18 protein-coding genes are annotated in these 20,953 nt (G+C 71.0%); 11 read left to right on the top strand and 7 right to left on the bottom strand.

Annotated elements, in window-relative coordinates; genetic code table 11:
• Positions 1–33: 33 nt before the first annotated feature.
• From VGB75_13295 to VGB75_13285, 3 genes are all read left to right on the top strand, one after another.
• Positions 34–528, top strand: coding sequence for a pyridoxamine 5'-phosphate oxidase family protein (locus tag VGB75_13295; protein ID HEY0168010.1), 495 nt, complete (start codon positions 34–36; stop codon positions 526–528).
• A gap of 146 nt (positions 529–674) precedes the next feature.
• Positions 675–1,220 (top strand): hypothetical protein, encoded by a 546-nt coding sequence (locus VGB75_13290; protein HEY0168009.1) that lies wholly within the window; start codon positions 675–677, stop codon positions 1,218–1,220.
• A 539-nt stretch (positions 1,221–1,759) separates the two neighbouring features.
• Positions 1,760–2,092 carry a type II toxin-antitoxin system PemK/MazF family toxin gene (locus tag VGB75_13285; protein HEY0168008.1) on the top strand — a complete coding sequence of 111 codons (333 nt, stop codon included), beginning with the start codon at positions 1,760–1,762 and terminating at the stop codon, positions 2,090–2,092.
• A gap of 100 nt (positions 2,093–2,192) precedes the next feature.
• Here the strand turns inward: VGB75_13285 and VGB75_13280 are convergent, their stop codons facing one another.
• The 4 genes from VGB75_13280 to VGB75_13265 are packed head-to-tail and all read right to left on the bottom strand — an operon-like array spanning position 2,193 to position 7,725.
• On the bottom strand, positions 2,193–3,206 hold the full coding sequence (locus tag VGB75_13280) for an ABC transporter permease (GenBank protein ID HEY0168007.1): 1,014 nt from the start codon (positions 3,204–3,206) through the stop codon (positions 2,193–2,195).
• Positions 3,190–5,973, bottom strand: coding sequence for an alpha/beta fold hydrolase (locus VGB75_13275; GenBank protein ID HEY0168006.1), 2,784 nt, complete (start codon positions 5,971–5,973; stop codon positions 3,190–3,192). The genes VGB75_13280 and VGB75_13275 overlap by 17 nt, the downstream gene beginning before the upstream one ends.
• The gene (gene purE / locus VGB75_13270; GenBank protein HEY0168005.1) at positions 5,970–6,545 is read right to left on the bottom strand and encodes a 5-(carboxyamino)imidazole ribonucleotide mutase; all 576 of its coding nucleotides are present in this window, start codon (positions 6,543–6,545) and stop codon (positions 5,970–5,972) included. The genes VGB75_13275 and purE overlap by 4 nt, the downstream gene beginning before the upstream one ends.
• Positions 6,538–7,725, bottom strand: a complete 1,188-nt coding sequence (locus VGB75_13265; GenBank protein HEY0168004.1) for a 5-(carboxyamino)imidazole ribonucleotide synthase — start codon at positions 7,723–7,725, stop codon at positions 6,538–6,540. The genes purE and VGB75_13265 overlap by 8 nt, the downstream gene beginning before the upstream one ends.
• A 96-nt stretch (positions 7,726–7,821) precedes the next feature.
• Between VGB75_13265 and VGB75_13260 the strand changes: the two genes are divergently transcribed.
• Together VGB75_13260 and VGB75_13255 are read left to right on the top strand one after the other, a co-directional pair.
• Positions 7,822–8,529: an alpha/beta hydrolase gene (locus VGB75_13260; GenBank protein HEY0168003.1), complete on the top strand. Its 708-nt coding sequence runs from the start codon at positions 7,822–7,824 to the stop codon at positions 8,527–8,529.
• A gap of 87 nt (positions 8,530–8,616) precedes the next feature.
• A complete protein-coding gene (locus tag VGB75_13255) occupies positions 8,617–9,144 on the top strand; it encodes a GtrA family protein (GenBank protein ID HEY0168002.1) in 528 nt (175 codons plus the stop codon).
• Between the two features lie 23 nt (positions 9,145–9,167).
• Here VGB75_13255 and VGB75_13250 read toward each other — a convergent pair whose 3' ends face one another.
• Positions 9,168–9,539: a YchJ family metal-binding protein gene (locus VGB75_13250; protein HEY0168001.1), complete on the bottom strand. Its 372-nt coding sequence runs from the start codon at positions 9,537–9,539 to the stop codon at positions 9,168–9,170.
• A gap of 160 nt (positions 9,540–9,699) precedes the next feature.
• Here VGB75_13250 and VGB75_13245 point away from each other — a divergent pair, with 160 nt between their 5' ends.
• Both VGB75_13245 and VGB75_13240 read left to right on the top strand, forming a co-directional pair.
• On the top strand, positions 9,700–10,635 hold the full coding sequence (locus VGB75_13245; GenBank protein ID HEY0168000.1) for a hypothetical protein: 936 nt from the start codon (positions 9,700–9,702) through the stop codon (positions 10,633–10,635).
• Between the two features lie 19 nt (positions 10,636–10,654).
• Entirely contained in the window at positions 10,655–12,226 is a 1,572-nt protein-coding gene (locus VGB75_13240; GenBank protein ID HEY0167999.1) for a DNA polymerase Y family protein, read from the top strand.
• A gap of 27 nt (positions 12,227–12,253) precedes the next feature.
• Here VGB75_13240 and VGB75_13235 read toward each other — a convergent pair whose 3' ends face one another.
• Positions 12,254–13,186, bottom strand: coding sequence for a proline dehydrogenase family protein (locus VGB75_13235; protein HEY0167998.1), 933 nt, complete (start codon positions 13,184–13,186; stop codon positions 12,254–12,256).
• Positions 13,187–13,191: 5 nt separating this feature from the next.
• Positions 13,192–14,850 (bottom strand): L-glutamate gamma-semialdehyde dehydrogenase, encoded by a 1,659-nt coding sequence (gene pruA, locus VGB75_13230; protein ID HEY0167997.1) that lies wholly within the window; start codon positions 14,848–14,850, stop codon positions 13,192–13,194.
• A 61-nt stretch (positions 14,851–14,911) separates the two neighbouring features.
• On the opposite strand from pruA, the gene VGB75_13225 reads away from it, so the two are divergent.
• The 4 genes from VGB75_13225 to VGB75_13210 all read left to right on the top strand — a co-directional run bounded on the left by VGB75_13225 (position 14,912) and on the right by VGB75_13210 (position 20,946).
• Complete coding sequence (locus VGB75_13225; protein HEY0167996.1) at positions 14,912–16,474, top strand: helix-turn-helix domain-containing protein; 1,563 nt, start codon at positions 14,912–14,914, stop codon at positions 16,472–16,474.
• 64 nt (positions 16,475–16,538) lie between these two features.
• Positions 16,539–16,943, top strand: coding sequence for a response regulator (locus VGB75_13220; protein HEY0167995.1), 405 nt, complete (start codon positions 16,539–16,541; stop codon positions 16,941–16,943).
• Positions 16,940–19,030 carry an ATP-binding protein gene (locus tag VGB75_13215; protein HEY0167994.1) on the top strand — a complete coding sequence of 697 codons (2,091 nt, stop codon included), beginning with the start codon at positions 16,940–16,942 and terminating at the stop codon, positions 19,028–19,030. Before VGB75_13220 ends, VGB75_13215 begins: the two co-directional genes overlap by 4 nt.
• Positions 19,031–19,176: 146 nt before the next feature.
• Positions 19,177–20,946 (top strand): aminotransferase class V-fold PLP-dependent enzyme, encoded by a 1,770-nt coding sequence (locus tag VGB75_13210; GenBank protein HEY0167993.1) that lies wholly within the window; start codon positions 19,177–19,179, stop codon positions 20,944–20,946.
• Positions 20,947–20,953 lie beyond the last annotated feature (7 nt).

Genomic DNA, 20,953 nt, shown 5'->3' with positions numbered 1-20,953 from the left:
GCGACGGGCGCGTCACGGAGAGGGGAACGGCACATGGAGCAGCACGTCATCGCCGCCGAACTGTCCGCGGCCGGCGCGCAGGAATTGCTGGCCGCGACGTCATCGGCCCATCTCGCCTACAACGCCGAGGACGGAACACCGCGTGTGATTCCCGTCGGCTTCTTCTGGACCGGTACGCAGTTCGTGATCTCGACTGCCACGACCTCGCCGAAGGTCGCCGCACTCAAGGCCCGTCCTGACGCTGCGCTGGCGATTGATGGAGGTGATACGCCCGAGCAGGCACGGGCGCTGTCAGTGCGCGGGCGGGCGAGCATCGAGATCGTCGACGGCCTGGTGCCCGAGTACCTCGCCGCGGCGCGCAAGTCGATGGGCGCCGAGGCGGCAGCCGAGTTCGAGAAAGCCTGCCGTGCGATGTACGACCAGATGGCCCGCATCGCGATCACGCCGAGCTGGGTGCGCTTCTACGACTTCGGCGCGGGTCGCATGCCTAAGTTCCTGAAGGAGCTCGCCGAACGCAACCCGACGTGACTCGGTGTACCGAACGGAGGGGAAGTGATCTGGTGTGCGGGTCACCCTGGAGTCGGTATCCGAGGATGTCAGGTGCCCCACCGAGGTATGGAACCTCACCAGGCGTGGATACCACCTCTTGAAGCGAAAGCCATTGCTCATGTCGAGTGGGGAAGATTAATACGTTTAATGAAGTAGCTTATTGTCATGTTCGTCGCCGGGAGAAGGCTGGTCAGCCGGAGCCCTCACAGCCAGTACCCGAGGAGATCTACCTCGGACTCAGGAACCAGATCCTGACGTTAGATCCGGCATCCGCAGGATTCGCCGATAAGCCGCTGTGGGGCTGCGTCATGGAGACGGGATATCCCAACGGCATCGCCACCCTCGTGTGCCTATCCGACGGGACGACAAGTCTGTACACCAGTACGGGCGGCGGCATCATCGGCGGGGGAACGCACGAACGAGTGGCACAAGAGAATGCCAAGCTTCTTACAACCTTGAGTGCCCACCTGAGCGCCATGTCGCCAAGCACTGACGACAAACTCCCCCGGGACGGCCAGACGTCCATCCGTGCCCTGACGAGTGAGGGCCAACGGCTGTTCGAGGCTTGCGAGAATGACCTCGGCGAGGGGCGAAGCGAGATGTCTCCCGTCTTCCACGCGGCTCACTCGGTCATCGGTGAGCTGCGAATGATCGACGAGGCCCGTCGCTAGTTCGACCGGACATGCCGCGTTGGGCGCGCGGGTTTGGCTGCACCGGGGTGCGTGCGGATGACCAACCGGTTGCCGTCGCGGTCTGAACGCCTGGCAGCACGGCGGTGCAACGACCTCGGAACCTGGCTAGTTGCTGATCCATCCTTCTTCAACTTGCTGAGGCAGTTCAGTGGGATTCTGAGGCCGTGGCCAAACACAGTCGTAGCTTGAAACGGCAGAGCTCAAAGCAGCGGCTTGACGCTGAACTCCGGCGCACCTGAACGGCATCACGACGAGGGGCTTCATGGCGGATGAGTGCTATCGTTACATGTAACGAATCGGAGGTGCCCTATGGCCAGCACGTCGACTCGCGCCCGGGTAAGGGCCTATCGTGCTCGATTGCGCTCCCAGGGCCTGCGTCCGGTGCAGATCTGGGTTCCTGACGTCAATGCCCCCGGTTTCGCCGAGGAGGCGCGCCGCCAGTCTCGCGCTGTCGCGAGGAGTCACGAGGCAGAAAGGGATCAAGCCTTCGTCGACTCGGTATCGGAATGGCCTGAGGATTGAGGCGGGGCGAGATCTGGACCGTGGCGGGTGGCGGTGATTACGCCAGCAAACCGCGGCCGGCCCTCATCCTCCAGGACGATCACTTCGACACCGATTCAGCGACCGTATGCCTGTTCACCTCCGACGCCACCGAGGCTCCGCTGTTCCGGTTGGAGATCGCGCCGTCGACCGCCAACGGCCTGGACGTTGCGAGCCGCCTCATGGTCGACAAGATCACCACAGTTCATCGGCGCAGACTGGGCAGCAAGATTGGTGTTCTGGACGACGCTGACCTGGTGCGAGTCAATCGCGCCATCGTCGTGTTCCTCGGAATCGCCGGCGCGTCGTAGAACGTTGGCGCAGGCGCACCCACCCCGACAACCTCACGTTGCGGTGCGACTTCACCTACGTCACCACGCGCGGCCCCAGTCGGCTCGAACGAGCGAGTGCTCAGCTGGTGATGTCCTTGCGGGCGAAGCGGGTCCAGGCGAGGGTGAAGAACACGGCGCTGTAGATGACTGCCAGCGCGCAGCCGCGGATCATGTCGTCCCAGCTGATCGCCGGGGTGAGCGCGTCCAGCCACGAGTACTGGAAGTGGGTCGGCAGCACCACCCGGTACGGGTCCAGCGCGGTGATCGAGTCCAGGATGTTGGACACCACCACCAGGAACGTCGCGCCGCCGACCGCGGCCAGCGGCGCGTCGGTCAGCACGCTCAGCAGGAAGGCCAGGCCTGCCACCACCAGCGCCTGACCGGCGGCGTACAGCGCGACGATCAGCATTCGCTGCAGGGTCTCGGCATGGGTGAAGCTGCCTCCGAACGGCGAGCGCGCCGGGTCCCAGCCGAAGAACACCCCGCCCACCACGTAAGCCCAGGCCGGCAGCAACAGGTTGACCCCGAACGAGAATGTCAGCGCCACCACCAGTTTCTGGCGCAGCAGCCGGGCCCGCGGGATCGGCATCGCCAGCAGGTAACGCAGCGAGGACCAGCTCGCCTCGCTGGCGACGGTGTCGCCGCAGAACATGGCCACGATGACCACGAGCAGAAAGCCGACCGAGGCGAACTCGGTGAAGAACGCGAAGTTGCCCGCTCCGGCGGTGGCCAGGTCGACCAGGGCCGGGCGGTCACGGTCGGGACTGCTGGGCCCGCCGATCTGAAAGGCCAGCGCCATGATGATCGGCAGCACCAGCAGCAGCAGCCCGACCAGCTGGGTGCGCCGGCGGGTGAGCTGACGGGCGAATTCGATCCGCAGCGGCATGGTGCGCCCGGTGTCGAACGGGGGCTGGCTCCGGCCCTGCTCAGCCGACAGCGGGGGCAGGTGCGCGAGCCGGAAGTGCGCGCCGCGCCTGGTCGCCGGCGTTCCGGCGGGTGTGTCGGCAGGGCTCGCGGCAGAGCTCGCGCCAACGGGTGGGGCAGCGCCGGCAGCCGCGCCGGCTCCGGTCGGATCGCTAGTCAACACGCTCACCTATCAAGTCCAGGAAGACGTCTTCCAGGGCGCGCCGGGCCGGCACCACCCGGGCCGGGACCCCGGCCGCTGTCAGCACCTCACGAGCGCGGTCGACGTCATCGACAGCCAACTGGGTAGACCCGGACCCCGCCACCTCGGCGACCGAGCCGGCCGCCACCAGCCGGCCCCGGTGCATCACCACCACATGGGTGCAGGTCTGCTCCACCTCGGCCAGCAGGTGCGAGGAGACGATGACGGTGCGCCCGGTCGCCGCGTACCGGCCCAGCACCACCCGCATCTCGGCGATCTGCGGCGGGTCCAGGCCGTTGGTCGGCTCGTCCAGCACCAGCACCTCAGGCAGGCCCAGCATCGCCTGGGCGATCGCCAGCCGCTGCTGCATGCCGTGGCTGTAGGTCTTCACCCTGCGCTCCAGCGAATCCCCGAGCCCGGCGATCTCGAGCACGGTCTCGAACTGCGCCTGCTTGACCGTCCGGCCGGACGCGGCCCAGAACAACCGCAGGTTCTCCCGGCCGCTCAGGTGGGGCAGGAAACCCGGGCCCTCGACGAAGGCGCCCAGCCTGGACAGCACCCGCGCTCCGGGCACCACCTCGTGGCCGAACACCCGGATAGAGCCCGCGGTGGGCAGGATCAGGCCCATCAGCACCCGCAGCGTGGTGGTCTTGCCGGCGCCGTTGGGGCCCAGCAAGCCCAGCACCTGACCACGCTCGACCCGGAAGCTGACCCCGTCCACCGCGCGGTAACCGTCGGCGTAGACCTTCGCCAGGTCAGACACCACGATCGGCACCTGCGCCAGAGCCGGATCGGCGTCGTGCGGCCGGCGCGAGCGCAGCCGCCACCAGCCGTAGGCCAGGCACAGCAGCACGACCAGCGCCGCGGCGATCACCCAGGCGCGGGCTCCGCCGGTGCGCACTTCGATGACCGGCAGCGACGCGACGCTGAGCGTGGCGCCCGGGGCGGCCAGGGTCTCGCCGAGCGCGACCGTGTAGGTCGCGGGCTCGGTGGGCAACTGATAAGCGAAGTCGGTGGTCGACACCTCGACCGCGAGCCGATGCCCGGCCGGCACCTCGGCGACGATCCACGGCAGCCGGACGGTGACCAGCTGCACCTGTCCCGGCCTGCCGGTCAACCGGACCGGTGACACCAACCGGGCCGGCAGGGTGTCCGAGCCGTCCGGGCCGAGGTCGTGCAACGACACGAACAGGGTGGCCTCACCGGTCCTGCCGGCCGTCACCCTCAGCCTGACCTCGGACGAGCCGATCACCAGCGCCGGCTCGACAAGCGGGTCTGAGCTGAACACCGCGCTCTGGCCGGGCAGCCGGGACAGTCCGGCGGCGCCACCGAGCCCCAGGCCGGCCGCGCCGCCGATCAGGTCGCCCAGGCCCGGAACGGTCGACACCGCCGCCGGTGAGCCACCGGCCGGCGCGCTGATCTGGCGCGGCTGGCCATTCAGCGTGACCTGGCGGCTGGTGAACCCGGGACGCCCGGGCAGTCCCGGGTAACCGGAGGCACGCAGGGTGGCAGCGACCGTCCGGCCGCTGCTGGCCGAGATGCCCGCGCCTGGTTGGGAAAGCAGGAACTCCGCGCTGGAACCGGCCCTGCCGCGCAACTTCTGATCGAAGAACCGCCGCTGGATGCCGCTGACGTCGTCGTTTGCGCCTGATGCGTCATGGCCGCCGGCTCGCCACCGGACCTGCACCTGGGCGCCGGCCGCCGCGATCTGCCGAGCGTTGGCATCGGCCTCGCTGAGCGGGAACAGCGAGTCCTGGTCGCCCTGGGTCAGCAAGGTCGGCGCCCGCATCCCGTCGAGCACTCCCGCGGGACTGGACTCGGCGAGCAGGCTGGCCAACCGCACGTCCGGCGGGCCGCCGGCGACCGCCCGCTGGTAGCTGGCGCAGAGCTCGGCGGCGAACCTGCCGCAACTGACGGAGCCGCCGCCGGGCGCAACCCCGCCGGACGCAGTCCCACCGGGCGCGGCCCCGCCGGGCGCGGCGCCACCGGGCGGGGCCCCACCGGGCGCGGCGCCGTTCGAGCCGGAGCCGCCGGCCGAGGCAGCGTTGAAGCCGCTGGAGAACAGGTAGCCGGCCCAGAGCCTCTTGAACACCCCCACCCGCTGGTCGGCGCCGGTGGCCGCCGCATTGGGAAACAGCGCCCGGGCCAGGTTGTTCCAGGTGATGTCAGCCGCCACCGCTGCGATCCGCTGATCGGTCGCCCCGAGCATCAGGGCCAGCGCGCCGCCATAGGACGAGCCTGCCACCCCCAGCACCGGCCGCTCACCTGCTCGCGCGACCTCGGGACGGGCCTGCAGGAAGTCGAGCAGCCGGGAGCCGTCGGCCACCTCGTACCGCCGCGAGTCCAGGTGGATCAAGCCACCGGAGGCGCCGAACCCCCGTGCGGTGTAGGTCAGGACCACATAACCGGCCCGCGCCAGCGTGCGCGCCTGGCCGTCCAACCCTGCCTTCGACCCGCCGAAGCCGTGCGCCAGCAGGATCGCCGGAGCCGGCGTCCGCTCGGGCAGGTAGAGCGAGCTGTCCAGCAGCACGGCGCCGCCGCCGGGCTCGGGGGTGCCGGGGATCGACTGCTCGGACACCCGCAGGGCCGGCTCGCGGTTGAGCACCGTCAGCGCCGCGATCGCCAGCAGCGCCGCGAGCACCGCGGCGGCGACCTGCTTGGCGCGCCGGGGCGCCAGCCATCGCCGGACCTGCCACCACCGGATGGAGGACCGCCGTCGACGATGCATCGCCGTCGCGGCCCGCGCAGTGCTCACCAACCGAGCGTACGTACCTGCTCGGCCAGTGCTCGGTCCTTATTGACGGCGGTCTCGGCCAGCTCCGCTTGAAAAGCCTCGATCCGGACCCGTAACCGCTCGTCGGAAGCCCCCAGCATCCGGACGGCCAGCAGGCCGGCGTTGCGAGCGCCTCCGATCGACACAGTGGCCACCGGCACCCCGGCCGGCATCTGGACGATCGACAGCAGCGAGTCCAGGCCGTCCAGGTACTTCAGCGGCACCGGCACCCCGATCACCGGCAACGGCGTCAGCGAGGCCACCATGCCGGGCAGGTGCGCGGCGCCGCCGGCCCCGGCGATGATGACCCGCAGGCCGCGGCCGGCCGCTGACCGGGCGTAGTCGAGCATCGCCTCAGGCGTCCGGTGCGCCGACACCACCCGGACCTCGAACGGCACCCCGAACTCGGTGAGCGCCTCACCGGCCGCCGCCATCACCGCGAAGTCCGAGTCGCTGCCCATGATCACCCCGACCTCGGCCGGCCGGCCGGCCGCTGACTGGTCAGGCTGGTCAGGCTGCTGAGGCTGGTCAGGCTGCTGAGGCTGGCTAGTCATGGGCATCCACCTTCGCTCGCTCCCCCAGGGACAGGTAGTCCGCCGCCGCCCGGGCCCGCTCGCGGACCAGCCGCAGGTCATCGCCCAGCGCAGTGACGTGGCCGACCTTGCGGCCAGGACGAAACCCTTTTCCATACAGGTGGATCTTGACGTCGGGCCACTTGGCCATCAGGTGGTGCACCCGCTCGTCCAGCGCCGGCTCGGTGTCGTCCGGGCCGCCGAGCACGTTGGCCATCACGACCACCGGCGCGGTCTGGGCAGTCGCCCCCAGCGGGTAGTCGAGCACCGCGCGCAGGTGCTGCTCGAACTGCGAGGTACGCGAGCCCTCGATCGTCCAGTGCCCTGAGTTGTGCGGCCGCATCGCCAGCTCGTTGACCAGCAGCGCGCCGCCGCGCTCGATGAACATCTCCACCGCCAGCACCCCGACGACGTCGAGCTCAGCGGCGATCCGCAGCGCCAGCTGCTGGGCCGTCTCGGCCTGCTCGTCGCTCAGCCGGGGCGCGGGGGCGATCACCTCGGTGCAGATCCCGTCCTGCTGGACCGTCTCCACAGGAGTCCAGGCCGCGCCCTGGCCGAACGGCGAGCGGGCCACCACCGCCGCGATCTCGAAGTCCAGGTCCACCTTGGCCTCCGCCAGCAGCGCGGTGCCCGCCGCCAGCAGCGGCTCGGCGTCGGCTATCGAGTCCAGGATCCAGACGCCCTTGCCGTCATATCCGCCCGAGATCGCCTTGACCACCACCGGCCAGCCGACCCGGTCGGTGAAGTCCACCAGCGCCTGCCGTGGATCGGCCTCGGTCGACAGGTCCCGCCAGGCCGGCCCGGCCACTCCCAGCTCCGCCATCTTGCGGCGCATCTCAGCCTTGTTCTGGGCGAATCTCAACGCCGGCGCCGAGGGCAGCACCAGCACCCCTTCGGCGGCCAACGCCTCTAGGTGCTCGCCCGGCACGTGCTCGTGGTCAAAGGTCAGCACGTCGCAGCCGGCGGCGAAGCGGCGCAGGTCCGCCAGCGACCGGTAGTCCCCGACCTGCACGTCACCGGCCACCATGGCCGCGCCGTCGTCGGCGGAGTCGGCCAGCAGCCGCAGCGACTGCCCCAGGGCGATGGCGGCCTGGTGGGTCATCCTGGCCAGCTGACCCGCGCCCACCATGCCCACGACCGGCAGTCCGGTTCGGCTATCCACAGTCGTGGAATCTAGCGCCTGTGCCGGCGGCCGCTGACCAGCGCGGCGCCCTGGGTCGCAGGCTGCGTCGGGCGCCGCCTGGGTACGGTGGCAGCCATGATCACCGCCACCCCGCGCCTGTCGGTGGAGACCGGCCGGCGTCGCAGCGAGGCTGTGGTGCTGGTGCTGCACGGCGGGCGGGAGTTGAGCACCGACCCGGTGCGGGCTCACCAGGTGGCGGTGCTGCGGATGGTCCCGTTCGCCCGCCGGATCGCCCGCCGCGGCGCCGGGCGGGTGGCGGTCGCCCGGCTGCGCTACGCCAGCCGTGGCTGGAACGCCGCCACGGGCAGCCCGGCGCCGGTCAACGACGCCGAATGGGCGCTGCGGCAGCTGACCGAGCGCTTTGCCGGCCTGCCGATCAGCGTGGTGGGGCACTCGATGGGCGGCCGGACCGCCCTGCGGATCGGCGGTCACCCACAGGTGCGGGGGGTGGTCGCCTTGGCGCCCTGGCTGCCGGCCCACGAGCCGGTCAGCCAACTCGCCGGCCGCCGGGTGCTGCTGATGCACGGCAGCGCCGACCGGATGACCTCACCCGCCGGCACGGAGGTCTACGCCGGCCGGATCGAGGCCGCCGGCGCCGCGGTGAGCCTGGTGACGGTGTACGGAGAGGGGCACGCGATGCTGCGCCGGGCCCAGGTGTGGCACGAGCTGAGCGCGCAGTTCGCGCTGAGCACCGTCCTGGAGGATTTCCAGCCGTCCGGCTGGCAGGGCAGCCCTCAGCTTGTCCGTCAGGTGGTGCAAGGCGCCGTCCGGCTCAGCTGCTGACTCCGGCCTGAGAGGAGTGACACGCCGCGGCCTGGCGCCGGCGTGAGATTCGTTGCCCCGTGCCGCCCGGCCGTACAATCGGCAGCGATGCCTTCCTCACTTATCGACCACGTCCGCGGATCGTGGCGCATCCTGGTCAAAGAGATCGCGGCTTTCGGCATGGTCGGCGCGGTGGGTTTCATCATCGATCTGCTCTTGTTCAACCTGCTCTTCGACCACGGCCAGATCACCGCCAAGTCGGTCTCGACCATCGTCGCCACCGGGGTGACCTACGTCGGCAACCGCAACCTCTCGTTCTCCCACCGGGCCCGCAGCAAGCTCGGCCGCGAAGCCGGGTTCTTCTTCCTGATCAACCTGATCGCCTTGCTGGTGGCGCTGGTCATCATCGCGATCTTCTCCTACCCGCTGCACTTCAAGCATCACGTGCTGGTGATGAACGTGGTCAACCTGTTCACCATCGGCCTCGGCACGATCTTCCGGTTCTGGGCCTACAAGCGCTTCGTGTTCCTGCACCCGGACCGGGTGGCGGCCGGCCTGCCGGACCGGGACCCCGATGACCCCCGTGACCGCGTCGACCCTGATGAGGACCCCGAGACGGTGCTGCGCGCAGGCTGAGGTGGCTAGAGCCGGCGTTCGGCTCAGGTGGGGCCGAGATAGGTCCAGCGCCCGCGCAGACGCGTGAACCGGCTGGTCTCGGTCAACCTGCCCGGCACGCCTGCCCGGAGGTAGCGCGCGGTGAAGCGCACCGTGGCGGTGGCGTCGAGCAGCCCGCCGCCGGTCTGAGCCGTGACGTGCAGGCCCACCCAGCTGAGCGAGGGATCGACGAGCGGGCCGCGGGGCAGGGTGGAGGGATGCCAGGTCGAGGCGAGGAACTCCTCCTCGCCTCGGGCGAAGGCGGTGTACCTGGCGCGCATCAGGGTGACCGCGGTCGGCGGCTGCGCCTCACCTAGGTGATACCTGCCACAGCAGGACTCGTAAGGCTCGCCGGAACCGCACGGGCAGGTGGTCACAGCTCATTGTGCCCGGCGGTGGGTCGCGCGTTGCGGCGGAACTCAGGCCGCGCCGGCGGTCGAGCCTCCAGCGCGACACTGCCCTGGTGACTGCCGCGTCGGCGGCCGTGACTGCATGATCTACATTGACATAATCGAACAATTGTTCGAGCATAGGAACGTGACCGCCGCCGGCTTCCAGGACCTTCCGGAAGCGGAGTTCGCCTCCGATCACGACCTCTGTCCCGACCCCGACCACGACCTCGAAGCCGCTCGCTTCGACGACAGCGACGGCGCCTACGCGGTAGCCGAGCCAGATCCGTTCAGCCACCCGGCAGCGCTCCCGCTGCGGCGCCCGGTGCTGCGCGCCGAGCAGCGAGCCGAGCTGCGGGCGGAGTTGGCTTCGCAGCAGGCCGGCGCCCTCAACCCCCTCACCACTCCGACGCTGCCGCCGCTTCCGGTGCCACCCGGGCTGAGGCAGTTGCTGCCGGACGGGCTGCGCCGGGGCAGCACCGTGGCGGTCACCTCGTCGGTGTCCTTGCTGCTCGCCCTGCTGGGCCCGGCCTCGGCCGCCGGCGCCTGGACGGCGATGGTGGGCATGCCGGCGATCAGCGCGGAGGCCGCCGACGAGGCCGGCATGGAGCTGGAACGGCTGGCGATCATCAGCCCCCCGATGAGGGAGGATCGCAGCGACGCAGGAGCGAGGACCGGACCGAATGGCAATTGGGAGCCGGGCTGGACCGGGTCGTCCTGGACCACCGCGGTCGGCGCCCTGCTCGACGCCGTGGACGTGGTGGTCGCCCGGCCGGGCGGCGCCGGCGGTGTCCCCGCCGACCGGGACGGTGGTGATCCCGGGGCGTTCGGACGCAACGGCGGGATCACCGATGGCGAGGCGCGCCGGCTGACCGCACGGGCTCGCAGCAAGGGCGCCATCCTGGTGCTGTTCGGCCAGCAGGCCGCGTCCTGGCCTGCCGTGGAGATCGAGCTGTCGGCCACCCACGGTCGCTGGGTCGGAATCGACCGGGGGTACGGCCGGCTCCGGCAGCGCCAGCTGCGGGTGGCGGCGATCGGCCGCGGGCGCTCGGCCCGGCCCCGCGGCGCCGACTTGTGGCTATGAGCCGGCAGGGCTGCCCGTCATGACCGCCCCACCCCGGATGGCCGCGGTCTGGTGCCCGGACTGGCCGGTCACCGTCGCCCGGGCCGGGGCCGGCCTGTCCGAGGCCGAACCGGTCGCGGTGCTCACCGCCAACCGGGTCATCGCCTGCTCCCAGGCCGCGCGCGAGCACGGCGTCAAGCGCGGCCTGCGCCGGCGGGAGGCCCAGGCGCGCTGCCCCGAACTGGTGATCCTGCCGCGCAACCTGGCCGCGGAGGCCCGTGCCTTTGAGCCCGTGCTGACCGCGATCGAGTCGGTGGCGCTCGGGGTGGAGCTCGGACGCCCGGGGCTGGCCATGATCGGGGTCCGCGGCCCCACCCGGTACTTCGGCGGTGAGGCGGGCGTCCTGCACGCCCTGGCGCGCGCCATCGCCGAGCACACCGAGAACGTGCTGATCGGAGTCGCGGACGGGGCCTTCGCCGCCGAGCAGGCCGCCCGCCGCGGCGTTCTCATCCCACCGGGCGGCTCAGCCCGGTTCCTGGCCGAGCTGCCGATCAGCACCCTGGAGGAGCCGGGCCTGGTCGACCTGCTGACCCGGCTGGGCATCCGCACCCTGGGCGCCTTCGCCGCGCTGCCCGCCGCCGACGCCCAGGCCCGGTTCGGCCCGGCGGGAGCGTGGGCGCACCGGCAGGCAGCCGGTCTGGACAGCCGGCCGATCGCCGGCCGGCTGCCGCCCACGGAGTTCGAGGTCAGCATCGACCTCGAACCGCCGCTGGACCGGGTCGACACCATCGCCTTCAGCGCCCGCGGCGCGATCGAGCGGTTCGTCTCGGAGCTGTCCGAGCACGGCCTGGCCTGCACCTGCTTCGAGCTGGTGGCCCAGACCGACCGGGGCGAGGAGACGGTGCGTCGCTGGCGCCATGCCGGGGTGCTCACCGCCGTCGACGTGACCGACCGGGTCCGCTGGCAGCTGGAGGGCTGGCTGAACCGGGCCGCCGGCGAGCTCAACGCGCCGTCCGGGCCGGTGAGCCTGCTGCGGCTGACCCCGGTCGAGACGGTTCCCACCGGCGCCAACCAGCATGCCCTCTGGGGTGGTGACGGGGCGGCGGACGAGCGCGTCCACCGGGCGCTGGCCAGGGTGCAGACCCTGCTGGGCCACGGCTCGGTGCTGACCCCGGTGCTCGGCGGTGGCCGTGGGCCGGCGCAGCGCACTCGGCTGGTGCCGTGGGGTGATGATCGCGAGCAGGCCTCGTCCGGGCCGTGGCCGGGCCGGCTGCCGTCTCCGGCGCCGTCGGTGATCATCGACCCTCCGCAGCCGGTCCGGGTGCTCGACGAGGCCGGCCGGACGGTGCTGGTCACCGACCGCGGGGCCGTCCCGGCCGCGCCGGCTCTCTACGTCGGGACCGCCGAGTGCGCCGATCCCGCAGACCGCACAGCGCCGGGCGCGCCGATCACCGCCTGGGCCGGGCCGTGGCCGGTGGACGAGCGCTGGTGGGACCCCGAGTCGGCCCGGCAGCTGGCCCGGATGCAACTGGTCGACGTCAGCGGGCGCGCCTACCTGGTGTGCTTTGACCTCGCCGCCCAGCAGTGGCTGCTGGAGGCGCTCTATGACTAGCCCGCTGGCCCAGACAGAAGGGGCCCGCTACTTCTTGGAGGTCAAGGACCGCAGGAAGAACGTCAGGTTCGCCGGCCGCTCGGCCAGCCGTCGCATGAAGTAGCCGTACCACTCGTCGCCGTAGGGAACGTAGACGCGCACCCGGTGACCGGCCGCGGCGAGCACGCGTTGCTCCTCGGGCCGGATCCCGTACAGCATCTGGAACTCGTAGCTGTCTGGCGTCCGCTTGTTCTGGACGATCAGCGAGCGGGCGGCGGCGATCATCGCCGGGTCGTGGCTGGCCACCATCGGATAACCCTTGCCGCCGAACAGCACGCCCAGGCACCGGCGGTAGGAGTCCTCGACCTCCTCGCCCTGAAAGGCCACCGACTCGGGCTCGGCGTAGGCGCCCTTGCACAGCCTGATCCGCGAGCCGGCCGTGGCCAGCTCGCGGCAGTCGGCCTCGGTCCGGCGCAGGTAGGCCTGCAACACAGCCCCGACCCACGGAAAGTCCTGCCGCAGCTTGACGACGATGTCCAGCGTCGAGTCGGTGGTGGTGTGGTCCTCCATGTCGATGGTCACCGTGGTGCCCACGTTCGCCGCCGCCTGGCAGATCCTGCGGGCGCCTTCCAGCGCGATCCGCTCACCGTCCCCAGGCAGCGCCTGGCCGATGGCCGACAGCTTCACCGACACCTCGGCGCGGGCGGCGTGGCCGGCCTCCGCCAGGCCGGCCAGCACCGACTCGTACGCCTGGACGGTGTGCTCGGCCTGCTCGGCGGAGGTGGTGTCCTCGCCGAGGAAGTCCAGGGTGGTCGACAGCCCTGCCGCCGCCAGCTCGGCGGTCGCCCGCAGCGCGTCGGCCTCGGTGGCGCCGGCCACGAACCGGTTCACCACCGGGCGGGTCAGCCTGGACTTCTCGGCCACCGACCGCAGCCGCGGCGAGCGGGCGGCGGCCAGCAACGGCTGGCGAAGCAGCGCCATCGCGGCTACTCCCCCGCCGGTTCCGGCGCCTGGGCCGGGTACTCGACGGAGGTGGGCGCGAGGAACGTCTCCTTGATGGCGCGGGGTGAGACCCAGCGCTGCAGGTTCAGGATGGAGCCGGCCTTGTCGTTGGTGCCCGAGGCCCGCGCCCCGCCGAAAGGCTGCTGGCCGACGACGGCGCCGGTGGGCTTGTCGTTGACGTAGAAGTTGCCGGCAGCGAAGCGCAGCCGTTGCTGGGCCTTGGCGATCGCCTGCCGGTCGGTGGAGATCACCGCGCCGGTCAGGGCGTACGGGGCGCTGGAGTCGACCACGTCCAGGATCGCCTCGAACGCGGCGTCGGCGTCGGCGCTGTCGTCATAGACGTAGATCGACAGGATCGGCCCGAAGTACTCGGTCGAGAACACCTCGTGGGTGGGGTCCTCTGACACCAGCAACGTCGGCCGGATGAAGAAGCCCTCGCTGTCGTCAGCCGTTCCGCCGGCGATGATCTCCAGCTTCGGGTCGTTCTTGGCGCGGTCCAGCACGCCGGCCAGCCGGTCGAAGGACCGCCGGTCGATCACCGCGCCCATGAAGTTGGCGAAGTCGGTGACATCGCCCATGGGCAGCGCGTCGACCTGGGTGGCCAGCTCGTCCTTGAGCCGCGACCACACCGAGGCCGGCAGGTAGGCCCGCGAGGCCGCCGAGCATTTCTGCCCCTGGTACTCGAACGCGCCCCTGATCAGAGCGGTGCGCAGGACGTCCAGGTCAGCGCTCGGGTGCGCCAGCACGAAGTCCTTGCCGCCGGTCTCGCCGACCAGCCGCGGGTAGGACCGGTAGCCGGCGAGGTTGTTCGCGACCTCTTTCCACAGGTGCTGGAAGGTAGGCGTAGAGCCGGTGAAGTGGATTCCGGCCAGGTCGGGATGGGGCAGCGCCACCTCTGACACCGCCAGCCCGTCACCGGTGAGCAGGTTGATGACCCCGGCGGGCAGGCCGGCCGCCTCGAGCAGCCGCATGGTGAAATGCGCCGCGAACAGCTGGGTCTCCGAGGGCTTCCAGATCACCACGTTGCCCATCAGGGCCGGCGCCGTCGGCAGGTTGCCGCCGATCGCGGTGAAGTTGAACGGCGTGATCGCGTAGACGAATCCTTCCAGCGGCCGGTGGTCCAGCCGATTCCAGACCCCGGTCGAGGAGATCGGCTGCTCGTGCTGCAACTGGGCGCCGAAGGCCACGTTGAACCGCCAGAAGTCGATCAGCTCGCAGGCGGCGTCGATCTCGGCCTGGACCGCGGTCTTGGACTGCCCGAGCATGGTGGCGGCGTTCAGGGTGGCTCGCCACGGGCCGGCCAGCAGATCCGCGGCCCGCAGGAAGATCGCGGCCCGGTCGTCATAGGACAGCGCCTGCCAGGCCGGAGCAACCGCCTTGGCCGCGGCGATCGCGTCCAGCGCGTCCTGCTCGCCGGCGTGGTTGTAGACGCCGAGCACGTGGGCGTGCTTGTGCGGCTGGACGACCTGGCCCGGACGGCCGCTGCCCATCCGGTGCTCGCCTGCGATCACGCAGCTGATCTCGATGGGTTCGGCTGCCAGCTCAGCGAGCTTGCTGGTCAGGGCGGCGCGCTCGGCGGAGCCGGGCCGGTACTGCAGCACCGGCTCGTTGCGTGGTTCGGGAATCTGAGTGACGGCATCCATGACGTTCACGGTAGGCCTTTAGAAGTCCGCGTGGCTGCTCGAAATGGATAACATCCTGGATATGAGTTCCGCTTATTCGAGCAAAGACGCCGCCGCTGCCGCGGTCGCCCTTCTGGAGCGCCACCCCACGGCGACCTCGGTCGCGATCGCCGACCCGCAGGACCCGGGCGCCGCGCTGGCAGCCGGAGACCTGGTGCTGGGCGTGGGCGTCGGCCCGGCCGGCGCCCCCGAGCTGCTGGCCAGCGCCCGCAGCGGCGCGGCGGCGGCAGTGCTGTTGCGCCGGCCGGCCACCGCCGGCGAGCAGGCCGCGCTGGAGCGGCTGGCGGCCGCCGAGCAGGTCAGCCTGAGCTGGCTGGACGCTGAGCACGGCTGGAACGAGCTGCACCGGCAGCTGCTGAGGCGGCTGGCGCCGGCCTCCATCAGGGCCGATGACGAGCTGGCCGAGCTGGCGCAGACGATCGCCACCCTGACCGGCGGCTTGGTCACCATCGAGGACACCTCGGCGCGGGTGCTGGCCTACTCACGCTCCAGCGACGAGGTCGATGAGCTGCGACGGCTGTCGATCCTGGGACGCAGCGGCCCGTCGCAGTATCTGGCGCTGCTGCGCGAGTGGGGCGTCTATGACCGGCTCGCCTCGTCGGAGGAAGTGGTCGAGATCGCCGAGCACCCCGAGTTCGGGGTGCGCCGCCGGCTGGCTGTCGGGGTGTTCGCCGGTGACCGGCAGCTGGGCGTCATCTGGCTGCAGCAGGGCAGCGGCGACTTCGAGCCGCACGCCGAGCAGGCGCTGCTGGGCGCGGCCCGGATCACCGCGGCCCAGCTGGTCTCCAGGGGCAGGCGGCCGGTGAGCTCAGGCACGGAGCTGGCCGACCTGCTGGGCGCCGGCTTAGGCGAGGGTCCTGCCGGCGGCGCCGTGCCGCCCGGCCTGCCGGCCCGGCTCGGGCGGGTAGCCCGGCAGCCGTGCGCGGTCGCGGTGGTCGAGCTCGGCGCGCAGGCCCGCGACGCCGCCACCGCCGGATCGCAGCTGGAGGACCTGGTTGCCATCCTCACCGTGCACGCCGCCGCCTACCGGCGCGCCGCGCTGGTGGAGCAGTTCCAGGGCCGGGTCTACCTGCTGCTGCCGGCGCTGGACAGCGTGACTCCCGCCACGGCGATGCTGCGTCGGGCGATGACCGCGGTGCGCCGGCACCTGGACCCGGCCGCTCGAGCGGCGATCGGCCCGAGAGTGGACTCGGCTCTGGCGGCGGCGCACTCGCGCCGGGGCGCGGAGCTGGCGCTCGGCGTCGCCGGAACCGACGCAGTGGTCGGTTTCGACACCGCCCGGCCCCAGTTGCTGATCACCGCGGTCGAGAATTGCCTTGCCGAGCAAGGGCATCTGCTCGATCCTCGAATCAGCGCCCTGATCGCCGACGATCCCGACGGCGCCTGGACGCTGCTGAACTACCTGGAAGCCGGCTCGGACGTCGGGCAGGTCGCGACCCAGATGCACCTGCATCCCACCACCATCCGGTACCGGTTGCGCCGGGCCACGCAGGCAGCCGGAATTGACCAATCAGGGGGACGGGATAGATTTGCTATGCATGTCCAACTGCGTTGCGGCTTGCGTCCGGAGTCATCCGCGGGATGATCTATGGGGCTGACGGGGGCCAGAACCACCAGTGTTGTAGCAACGGGGAGAAAGGCTCACCGCCATGACGAACGAGCCGACGCCCGAGAGACGACTTCCGGTCGCGCTCATCGCCGAGGACGACCGCGACATCCGCGAGTTGGTGAAAGCCAAGTTGAGCGCGGCCGGCTACCAGGTGCTGGCCTACAGCAACGGCCCCGAGGCGCTGGCCGCGACGCACAAGCACCGGCCCGACGTCGCCCTGCTCGATGTGATGATGCCCGGCATCTCCGGCATCGAGATCCTCACCCGGTTGCAGAAAGACCCGGGCACCCGCGCCATCCCGGTCATCCTGCTGACGGCCAAGAGCCAGGAGTTCGACATCACCTCCGGCTTCGCCGTGGGCGCGGCTGACTACATCGTCAAGCCGTTCAGCCCCAGAGACCTGGTGTCGCGCGTCAACGCAGTGCTCGGGTTGACGCCCGCGTGACCAACAGCGCCGTCCCCGCCGACTCGCATGACGCGGTCGGCACTCGACTGCGCCGGCTCGTCCTGCTCCTGCTCCTGCTGCTGATCGGGGTCGGCACGGCCGGCGTGCTCGCCGTCCAAACCGCCACCGGGCACGTCTCCGACCTTGCCAAGGGATACGGTCCGGCCGCTGATCAGCACGCCGCGGCGCTGACCCTGATGCTCGACGCCGAGACGAGCGTCCGCAGTTACCTGATCACCGGCAACAGCAGCTTCCTGCAGCCCTACCTGAGCGCCCGCAGCCGTATCCTGCCCGCCCTGGACGCCACCGCCGTCAACCTGCACAAGGTCGACGAGCACCGCCTCGACGCCGCCATCGCCGCCGAGCGGGCACTGGCCGAGCAGTGGCTGCGCACCTACGCCAACCCGATCGCCAGCAAGCCCCGCCCGTCGAACGGGTTCGAGATCTACCAGCAGCAGGGCGCCAAGCAGCTCTTCGACCGCTTCCGCAGGGCAGACACGGTGGTCAGCACGACCCTCGACGAGACCCGTCGCCGGCTGCGGGGGGAATCCCAACGACTGAGCGCCCTGGCTGTCCCCTTCCTGATCGTCACGACCGCGCTGGCCGTGCTGATCGCGGCGTTCCTGGCCTTCCGCATCGCCGCCGGGCTGACCCGCCCGCTCCGGGCGCTGCGGACGGTGGTCGGGCGGCTGGACCGCGGCGACCTCGGCGCCCGCGCCAACGAGCAGGACGGGCCGGCGGAGGTGCGGGCGCTGGCCAGGGCGGTCAACGCGGTCGGCCGCCGGGCCAGGGCCGAGGCCATCGTCGACCGGGACGCCGAGGTGTTCCGTCAACGCACCCGGCTGATCGCCTCCACCATCCGTCGCACCGGCAACGGCGCCCAGATGGCCGACCTGCTGGTGCGCGGCCTCGGCGACGCGATGGAGGCCGACCGGGTCTGGCTGCAGATCTTCGCCGACGAGCGCGTGCCCCAGCTGGCCGCGCAGTGGCAACGGCAGCCGTTGCAGCCGTTGCCCGAGGCCACGCCCGAGCAGCTGGAGACGCTCAAGGGGCTGACCGACCGGCTGTGGGAGACCGCGCACGTCATCAGCATCGACGACCACCGGACGTATGAGCCGACCATCGCCGGGCGCGGTGCGTTCGCTCTTGCCCAGTCCATCGGCGCGAGCGCTTCGCTGCTCGTGCCGGTCGGTGACAGCGCCAGCGCCTTCGGCCTGCTGTGGGTGTCCATGGCCGGGCACTCCAGGCACTGGACGCTCACCGAGACCAGCATCACCCAGCACCTGGCCGCCGACCTGGCGCACAGCCTGGTGCAGTCGCACGTGATCGAGCGGCAGAACCAGGCGGTGCAGCTGCTGCGCGAACTCGACCAGGCCAAGGCCGACTTCATCGCCACCGTCTCGCACGAGCTGCGCACGCCGCTGACCTCGATCAGCGGTTACCTGGAGATGCTGCAGGACGGCGACGCCGGGGAGCTGCCGGGCAATGCCGCCGCGATGCTGCACATCATCGACCGCAACGCGACCCGGCTGCGCAACCTCATCGAGGACCTGCTCACCCAGTCCCGCATCGACGCCGGCCGGCTGCGGCTGGAGCTGGCCACGGTGCAGCTGCGGCCGCTGCTGCAGGCGGTGCTGAGCGCGATGGCGCCGCTAGCCTCGGCCAGCGACGTCAAGCTCGAGCTCGGCGCCGTCGAAGAGGACCTCAGCGTGCAGGCCGATCCGCAACAGCTGGAACAGGTCTTCACCAACCTGATCTCCAACGCCCTGAAGTTCACCCCGGCCGGCGGCAGCGTGCTGGTCACCCTGACGCCGGCCGAAGAGGACGGCGTGGTCATCGAGGTCCGCGACACCGGCATGGGCATCCCGCCGGATGACCACCCCAACCTGTTCACCCGGTTCTTCCGGGCCTCCAATGCCGCCGAGGCCGCGCTGCCGGGCACCGGTCTCGGCCTGGCCATCGTCCAGGAGATCGTGCACCGGCACGGTGGCGCCGTCGACATCGAGTCCGAGCTGGGCGTGGGCACCACCCTCACCGTCTGGCTGCCGACGGCTCAGAGCGTTGAGCCCCACATCCCCATGATGTGAGTGTCCGGCGTTGGGCAGGTCATCGGACAGCACGCTGACCAGCCGCGCTGCCACTGCGCTGCCCATCCCCTCCTGTGAGCAGATCGCGGGAGTTTGTGCGCATAATGCGCCCTGGCAGCGGCAGGTCTAGGCATACCCTGACGAGTATGAGCACTGTCACGACCGAGAGCCCCGTCCCCCACGACGACAGCGCGCCGCCGGAGACGGCGCTGCTGCGCCGGATCCGGGACTCGGTCATCGGCGATGACCAGGTGATGCCGGGGCCCTACGGGCCGCGACGGGTGACCTACGCCGACTACACCGCCTCCGGCCGGGCCCTGGACTTCATCGAGGACTTCATCCGCGAGGAGGTGCTGCCCCGCTACGCCAACACCCACACCGAGTCCAGCGGCACCGGCCTGCAGACCACCCGGCTGCGTGAGGACGCCCGCGACATCATCCGGGACGCGGTGGGCGGTGACGAGGAGACGGTGGTGATCTTCGCCGGTTCCGGCTGCACCGCCGCCATCGACAAGATGATCGGCATCCTGGGGCTGCGGATTCCGGCCGGCCTGGAGGACCGCTACCAGCTCAGCGAGGCGATCCCGGCCGCCGAGCGCCCGGTGGTGTTCATCGGCCCGTTCGAGCACCACTCGAACGAGCTGCCGTGGCGGGAGTCGATCGCCGACGTGGTGCTGATCGAGCAGGACGCCGACGGCCACCTCGACGCCGAGGCGCTGGAACGCCAGCTGCTGGCCTACGCCGACCGGCCGTTGAAGATCGGCTCCTTCTCCGCGGCCAGCAACGTGACCGGCATCGTCACCGACACCGCCCGGATCGCGGCGTTGCTGCACGCGCACGGCGCGTTGTCATTCTGGGACTTCGCCGCAGCCGCGCCCTACATGGCCATCTCGATGCAGGCCGATCCCGACGGCGATCCGCTGGCCTACCTCGACGCCGTCTTCATCAGCCCGCACAAGTTCATCGGCGGGCCGAGCACCCCGGGCGTGCTGGTCGCCCGCCGCGAGCTGCTCACCAACCGGGTGCCGGTGGTGCCCGGCGGCGGCACGGTGGCCTACGTCAATCCGGCCGAGCACCGCTACCTCAGCGATCCCGCGCAGCGTGAGGAGGGCGGCACGCCGGCCATCGTCGAGGCGATCCGGGCCGGCCTGGTGTTCCAGCTGCAACAGGCGGTGGGCCTGCCGGTGATCCGGGCGCACGAGGAGCACTACCTGCGCCGCGCCGTCGAGGCCTGGTCCGCTGAGCCGGCCATCGAGATCCTGGGCAACCTGGACTCCGAGCGCCTGTCGATCCTGTCGTTCGTGGTGCGCAGCGGCGGGTCGGGCACCCGGCCCTACCTGCACCACAACTTCGTGGTGGCGCTGCTCAACGACCTGTTCGGCATCCAGTCCCGCGGCGGCTGCTCGTGCGCGGGGCCTTACGGCCACCGGCTGCTGGGCATCGATCTGGAGCGCTCGCACGCGTTCGAGCGCGAGATCACCGGCGGGTGCGAGGGAATCAAGCCCGGCTGGGTTCGGGTCAACTTCAACTACTTCATCTCCGAGCCGGTGTTCAACTACATCATCGAGGCGGTCCAGCGGGTGGCGCGGCATGGCTGGCGGCTGCTCGGTGACTACCACTTCGACCCGGCGACCGGGCTATGGCGCCATCGCCATGGCCCGGCCGAACCGCCGATGCGCCTGGGGCTGGTCAGCTATGACGAGCAGGGCCGGATGAGCTATCCCCGTCAGCAGGAGCGTGCGCCGGAGAGTGAGCTGCTGCGCTACCTGGACGAGGCCGACAGCCTGTTCGCCGCCGCCGAGGCGACTGCCGCGGCGACTGGTCCGAGGCAAGAGCCGGTGTCCCGGTTCGTGTCGGCGGACTTTGAGGGCCTGCGCTGGTTCGAGCTGCCGGCCGGCTGCCTGATCCCGAACTGAGCGCGGC

The sequence above is a fragment of the Jatrophihabitans sp. genome (assembly GCA_036399055.1).
In the GTDB taxonomy this organism is placed as follows: domain Bacteria; phylum Actinomycetota; class Actinomycetes; order Mycobacteriales; family Jatrophihabitantaceae; genus Jatrophihabitans_A.
This window is presented reverse-complemented; position numbering and strand designations above follow the sequence as displayed.